The organism is Gloeocapsopsis crepidinum LEGE 06123, assembly GCF_015207655.1.
GTDB classification, from domain to species: domain Bacteria; phylum Cyanobacteriota; class Cyanobacteriia; order Cyanobacteriales; family Chroococcidiopsidaceae; genus Gloeocapsopsis; species Gloeocapsopsis crepidinum.
Genome location: NZ_JADEWN010000115.1, coordinates 1 through 6,637, shown reverse-complemented (window position 1 = coordinate 6,637; position 6,637 = coordinate 1). Strand labels below are relative to the sequence as shown.

5 protein-coding genes and 1 tRNA gene are annotated in these 6,637 nt (G+C 42.6%); 5 read left to right on the top strand and 1 reads right to left on the bottom strand.

Annotation, left to right across the window (positions count from 1 at the left end):
- Positions 1–196 precede the first annotated feature (196 nt).
- Positions 197–2,335, bottom strand: coding sequence for an IMS domain-containing protein (locus IQ230_RS27815; protein WP_193935014.1), 2,139 nt, complete (start codon positions 2,333–2,335; stop codon positions 197–199).
- A gap of 194 nt (positions 2,336–2,529) precedes the next feature.
- Here IQ230_RS27815 and pdhA point away from each other — a divergent pair, with 194 nt between their 5' ends.
- The 5 genes from pdhA to IQ230_RS25620 all read left to right on the top strand — a co-directional run bounded on the left by pdhA (position 2,530) and on the right by IQ230_RS25620 (position 6,083).
- The gene (gene pdhA / locus IQ230_RS25640; RefSeq protein WP_193935013.1) at positions 2,530–3,561 is read left to right on the top strand and encodes a pyruvate dehydrogenase (acetyl-transferring) E1 component subunit alpha; all 1,032 of its coding nucleotides are present in this window, start codon (positions 2,530–2,532) and stop codon (positions 3,559–3,561) included.
- A 47-nt stretch (positions 3,562–3,608) separates the two neighbouring features.
- A complete protein-coding gene (locus tag IQ230_RS25635; protein ID WP_193935012.1) occupies positions 3,609–4,481 on the top strand; it encodes an aldose epimerase family protein in 873 nt (290 codons plus the stop codon).
- Positions 4,482–4,598: 117 nt separating this feature from the next.
- Positions 4,599–4,670 (top strand) — tRNA-Lys (locus IQ230_RS25630).
- A 489-nt stretch (positions 4,671–5,159) separates the two neighbouring features.
- Complete coding sequence (locus IQ230_RS25625) at positions 5,160–5,414, top strand: hypothetical protein (RefSeq protein WP_193935011.1); 255 nt, start codon at positions 5,160–5,162, stop codon at positions 5,412–5,414.
- A gap of 84 nt (positions 5,415–5,498) precedes the next feature.
- Positions 5,499–6,083: a tyrosine-type recombinase/integrase gene (locus tag IQ230_RS25620; RefSeq protein WP_193935010.1), complete on the top strand. Its 585-nt coding sequence runs from the start codon at positions 5,499–5,501 to the stop codon at positions 6,081–6,083.
- Positions 6,084–6,637: the final 554 nt, after the last annotated feature.

The window sequence follows — 6,637 nt, the reverse complement described above, 5'->3', positions numbered from 1 at the left end:
CCCCAACTACTGCATTCAGGGTTGATCTTCTCATTGCCACTGCACTCGATTTAATTAATCCCGTGCATTTGAAAAACTGGTTTACTCACTGTTGCTACTGTGCCTCATAAAACTGCAATAGGCTGTATCTTGTATACAAGTGCCCACTTACAATCATGATTGTAAAAGCTAATGGCTAATCACTCATCGCTAAAAGCTAATTTAAAACCTGCATTTGCCGAATTTGCCATGCACCATTTCTGCGCACTAAATCATATCTAACACGGAGGTTTTGATCTGCGTAGGAAGCACGTTGGTTTAGCTGACCATTTTCATACACTTGAGCGATTTCACTAACTATTGCTTGTACTACTGCTATGTCTGAATTCTTCGGATTGACTTGTACTGAGTCTATTTTTACACTATGTTGGAATTGCCGATAGCGGTTACTCGCTCTGTCGTTCCTGACACGCTGTTGCCATTGAGCTAACGTCGGATCAACTAAAATATTTTGTAAGCTTTCTATCGCATAATTAGGGCTAAACGCTGACGATTTTGCCGATAACCAACTTTGCACAACTTGCTCAGCTGTTGCAGTATCAAGAGGTTCTACAACAGGAGAAAATTGAGAACCAGGAGTAGGAATTGCAATCAGTGGTCGATTTAACTCTACTGAAAGCTGTTCGCCTGGTAACAGAGGTGGCGCTGGATATAAAGTTCGACGTAGCCAGCTAAAGGCTTGACCGAGTAGGGCAAACAAAAATACGCTTGCTAAAAGACCCGCAAGGGCTATCACTGCCAGTGCTGTTTTTCTTTTTGTAGAAAGCTTTCTTCTGCGTCTTTTTCTTGGAGAAATGCGTACGTGTTCTAGCGCTGAAGTTGTTTGCTTGGAATTTTCACCTACATAGCCAGCATGTTCTGTCGTCGGGACAAGCGCACTGTTGTTAGTTGTAGGTTTTATAACTGATGTCGTTACTCTAGTAACATCCCCTGCAACATCAGTAGTATGCTGCTTGCGAGTAGGTTGCACTCGTTGCTGAGATGTATGATTTCTTGTTGACGTTGCAGTCATAGCTGGAGCTTTTTGCTGGTTTGCTACAATCTGATTTGGCAGTGCTTCCAAGTAAGCCTGAACGTGTTCGTCAGCAAAGTATTCTTTTAAAGAAGCTTGCTGATTTTTTAAATCGCGAAACTGGGGAAATACTTCAGTTTGCAGCCAGCGTTCTGCATAAAGACACAATCCAGGTAAAAGATCCGGAGAACCTTGAGAATGTTCGCGAATAAACTCTAAAGGTTCGTATTCTTGTGAAAGTTCTAAGGCTTGATTTGCTTCTACTGTTTGACCTAAAAGAAGTGTAGATATTGCCTGCTCTAAATAAACATCTTGAGGTTTGACTTGCGCTAAATGTTGTAATAACTGCTTAGCTTGAGAAATAAGAACGGGCATTCTTTGAGTAAAGCCGCGTGCGATTAAGGCATACACTGCTAAATAGTTAGCAACAGCCGATGGGCGTTTGCTTTCTGCTTCAAATAAACTTTGCTGTTCGGATACTGTGAGGTAACTGCGGATCTGCTGAATAAAACGAAGAAAGTCATCAAGACTGAGTCCTGAACCATCATCTCTGACCCCGTCAATTCCACCGCGAGCATCGAGCAAATCTTGCAGTAATTTTAATCCCAAGTATCGGCGTTCTAATGTACCTTCTGGTTCTTTTAGCAATGTCAAAATTCTATACGGGCGTAATTTATTGATATCTGCTAAGATATCGTTTCTGATGCCGAGTAAAATGCCTTCGCGACTGAGTAGTTGTTCGCCGTTTTGTAGGGAGTTTGCAGCACTTTCGTATTGTCCTTGCTGCCATTGTTCGCGTCCTAATTCTAGATAAGCTAAGGCAACTGTTAGAACAATATCAGCGCGGAATGAGATGTTATTTGGTTCGTGGTTCGAGGTGTTGAGGTAAGAATTTCCTAGGGTGAGGACAAGTTCGTATTCTCCAAGTTCTTGAAGGATAAGTAAAGCACCAGCAAATAAGTGATCTGCAACGTCGATAATCGGAGTGTGAGGCGCAAAAATATCCTCGACAGGAAATTCTGAATGAGGTGGCGTGTCATTAGGTACTAGTTGCTGTTCGTACCGATGTGCAAAATAATTGGTATCGTAAACACTACGCTGTTCAGGATCAGATAAAACGGCGTATGCTTGTTCTATTAGCTGCTTGCGGGCGGCGATCGCGGCTTGTGAATACTCGCGTCGCGGTAATTGTAATAAGCGATCGCGGTAAGCTTGTTGTAACTGTTCGTGGCTTGCCGCAACTGGCAGTCCCAAGATTCGGTAGTAGTCTAGTGGAATTTGCACAGCTTACTTCCTTTGCACCGCAAGTAATCAACTTATACGAACGTTTTTCCGTCTCAGCAAAACCGTGCAATCATAATAACTTGTGAGCTTTATCCGCGACAGGAATTTGCCCCACAATAGTCAAAGTTATCTAACCTAAGATACTAGACAGTTTATAACTATCTTTAATATTACTACGAGGATACTACACAGCGATGGTGCAAGAACGAACATTACCCACTTTTTCTGCTGCTTCAACTCAACTGAGCAAAGAAGAAGGACTGCGGCTGTATGAAGACATGATTTTGGGGCGCTACTTTGAAGACAAATGCGCGGAAATGTACTACCGAGGCAAAATGTTTGGCTTTGTCCATCTTTATAACGGACAAGAGGCGGTTTCAACTGGGGTGATTCAAGCGATGCGCCCTGGTGAAGATTACGTTTGTAGCACGTATCGCGATCACGTTCATGCATTAAGTGCTGGAGTACCTGCTAAACAAGTTATGGCAGAGTTGTTCGGCAAAGCGACTGGCTGTAGTAAAGGTCGTGGTGGTTCGATGCATATGTTCTCTCAAGAGCATCGTCTCCTTGGTGGTTATGCGTTTGTTGCTGAAGGAATTCCTGTTGCAACGGGTGCAGCGTTTCAATCGAAATATCGTCGCGAAATGATGGGCGATGAAAGTGCGGATCAAGTGACGGCTTGCTTTTTTGGCGATGGTGCTTGTAATAACGGTCAATTTTTTGAATGCCTCAATATGGCAGCATTGTGGAAACTGCCGATTCTTTATGTTGTAGAAAATAACAAATGGGCGATCGGCATGGCACACGAACGCGCTACCTCGCAGCCAGAGATCTATAAGAAAGCGAGCGTATTTGGTATGGCGGGTGTTGAAGTTGATGGTATGGATGTTTTGGCAGTACGCCAAGTTGCTCAAGAAGCTGTGGCGCGGGCAAGAGCAGGGGAAGGTCCTACACTAATTGAAGCTTTAACGTATCGTTTTCGCGGTCACTCGCTTGCTGATCCTGATGAGTTGCGTAGCAAAGATGAAAAAGAATTTTGGTTTGCGCGCGATCCAATCAAGAAACTTGCGGCACATCTAACTGAGCAAGATTTGGCATCTCAGGAAGAGTTGAAACAAATTGAACAAAAAATTCAACAAGAAATTGACGAAGCGGTGAAGTTCGCAGAAAGTAGCCCAGAACCAGATCCGAATGAGTTGTATCGGTATATCTTTGCGGAAGATTAGTATTTTGGCAGGCAAGATGCCTGTGTTCACTTACCATATAAAGTACTGTGTTTGCGATCGCCTCTTCTCAACAACAATACAAAACCTACACTCTGAGCGATCAAGCCGCTGATTCTCTTTTAGAAGTTGTACCAGAACGCGGTGGTATCGTCACTCGTTGGTCGATTCAAGGTCAAGAAATTCTCTACTTGGATGCGGAACGGTTTGCCAATCCGCAACTGAGTGTGCGTGGTGGGATTCCAATCTTATTTCCGATTTGCGGGAACTTACCAGACAACACTTATACCTATAACGGGCAACAGTACACGTTAAAACAACACGGCTTTGCCCGCGATTTACCCTGGAAAGTTACCGAGCAGGTAACCCAAGAACAAGCTAGTATAACTCTGAGTTTAGAGAGCAGTGAAACGACTCGTGCAGTTTATCCGTTTGATTTTCACTTAGCGTTTACGTATCAGTTACAGGGAAATCAATTAGCGATCGCCCAACGCATTACGAATCACTCCACAGTTGCTATGCCCTTTTCAATAGGACTGCATCCTTATTTTCTGGTACATGATAAAACGCAGTTACAGTTTACTATTCCCGCGACTGCATATCAAGATCAGCGTACCAAAACGAATCACTCTTTCACTGGTAATTTTGATTTTGAGCAAGATGAGATTGATGCTGCGTTTCGACCACTCAATGCAGCAACGGCAAGTGTTCGCGATGCTAATCGAGGCTTACAGTTGCAAATGAGTTGGAACGATACGGACTATAAAACATTGGTTTTTTGGACGCAGAAGGGCAAAGATTTTTACTGTGTTGAACCGTGGACTGCGCCACGCAATGCACTCAACACAGGAACTGACTTAATTTCCTTAGAACCTGGCGCGAGTTTGAATACTTTGGTAAACATGGAAGTCATTTTTTTATAAAATTCCTACACAAACTTGGAATTTATGTGGTATCTTAGGAAAGTTGCCAAAAAACATCAGGCATCTATCTTGTAAAGTTTGCTCAACGGAGGAAACCTCCGCACGCAACTTTCCGCTGGGTCGCTAACTCAACGGTAGAGTACTCGGCTTTTAACCGATTAGTTCCGGGTTCGAATCCCGGGCGACCCATATATTGCTCATCTTCAAACCTTTACAGAATAAGCACTTCAGAAACTACTGCCTGAAGTGCTTTCTAGTTTCTCCACCAAAATGAATTTTCGATCTTGTATCAGAGCAGTAGAGTAATCGGTAATAGATACAATATTGAGAAGCAAAAACACAAAATCTTTACAGAATCAGCAATTCAACTCTATTGATTATTCGGTCAACTTGTATCAACCTTGTATCTAGATACAATTCAACTAATCGGTGAGATACAAGATATGGCACAACAAGCATTCACAGGAAAGGAGCGGATAGGGAGGATCTCATTAGAGCGGTTTAGAGAATCCCTACGGCTACGTTGGACGCTTAACAAGATAAACCTACTCTCTCACTGTCGGGCTTGACTCCAGGGATGCATTAAAGGTAGCTAGGGCAAAAGCACACACAATAGACAGTGATATCACTCTTGATCGCTTTGACCCTACTCTTGCTAAATACGGCAAGATTACAGTTTTGGAAGTTGTACCACCAGTAGATCAGCAAGCCAAGGCTAACTTACGTCAAGTGTGGGACAAGTTTCTGGAGGATAAGCAGCGGCACGTCAAGGCTAAAACTTGGGACGAGTATCTTAACTTCACTGCACTGCTAGACAAGTTAGGCGATCGCCTCAACTTCGATGCTCTACAGACTAAGGAGGCGCTTTTAAAGATAACCACCATCGATCAGACACGACGGATGCTGCAATACCTATCAGCTGCTTGTAACTAGGGAATCAAACACCGGCTGATTAGTGACAATCCCTACCACGGGCTAGCGTCAGAATTACCAAAACGCAATTCAATTACTCACCCCATGCCAGATTCTTTTACAGAGCAGGAACGAGACGCGGTAATTGAGGCATTCAAAAACGACAAACGTTTGGGAATGAATTTTAGACACTATGCCCCAATAGTAGAATTTTGGTTCTTGACTGGATGCCGTCCTTCTGAGGCGATCGGTTTGAAGTGGGAAAAAGTTTCTGATGATTGTTTGATCGTTACCTTTGACGGGTCGATTCAAACCGTAAGGGGAAGACAAGTTTGGTCGGATGGGTCTAAAAATAATAAATCTAGAACGATCGCCGTTAGCTCTAGAGTGCAAGAGTTGTTACAGTGTATTAAGCCAGAAATAGTAAACCCATCAGCTTACGTGTTTCCTTCCCCTAAAGGACTGGCGATCAATTATCCTAATTTTCTAGATAAGGTATGGCATAAAGTTGTCGATCCTATTAAGCCGAACACAACACCATACAACTGTAGGGATACTTTTATTACCTTGCAGCTAGTGAAATCTGTACCAAGTGCAGTTATTGCTAAATGGTGCGATACATCTACTCAAATGATTGATAAAAATTATGCAGATAAATTAAAGCTAAGCCAGCTTAGACCAATGGATTAATATATTTGTATCACGCTTTTTCATGTACTCTAGTAATTTAATCACTAGGGTGTTTTTATGTTTGAATTAGCTAGTACTTAAAAAAAATTATGAGTTTATCTCCGTTGGAAAGATAGCTAGAAGATTTAAGAGAAAGACTCAAAGAATTAAAAATAGCTAGGAAGTGGCTGCAGGAATATAGAGTTAATGCATCTCCATCTGAAAGCAGAGTATTAAGTGCTTACCTTACTTACCTAGAAACGCAAAAACAGAAAACGATTGATATGGGTCAAAGACTGAAGGCAGAAAAATATTAGTAAAGCGATCGCGCCTCTAACAATCGACATCTGGCAAGTCTACAGTCTGCCCAGCAAGGTGATGCGTAAGACCGTACATCGGCCTGAACTTATACAAAATGCTTGTATAGCAAGAGAAGGAAAGATGAGGACAAAATAGAGAAGGAGTAAACCAAAGTAAAAAATGCCAGCCCCCTACAGCTACGACTGGAGAAAAAAGTCATTGAGGCAATAGATGGAGGAATAAGTAAAACCCAAGCTAGCAAAATCGTCAAAATC

Coding starts and splice junctions, on each gene's coding strand:
- IQ230_RS25620 (WP_193935010.1), top strand. CDS start 5,499: ATGCCAGATTCTTTTACAGAGCAGGAACGAGACGCGGTAATTGAGGCA.
- pdhA (WP_193935013.1), top strand. CDS start 2,530: ATGGTGCAAGAACGAACATTACCCACTTTTTCTGCTGCTTCAACTCAA.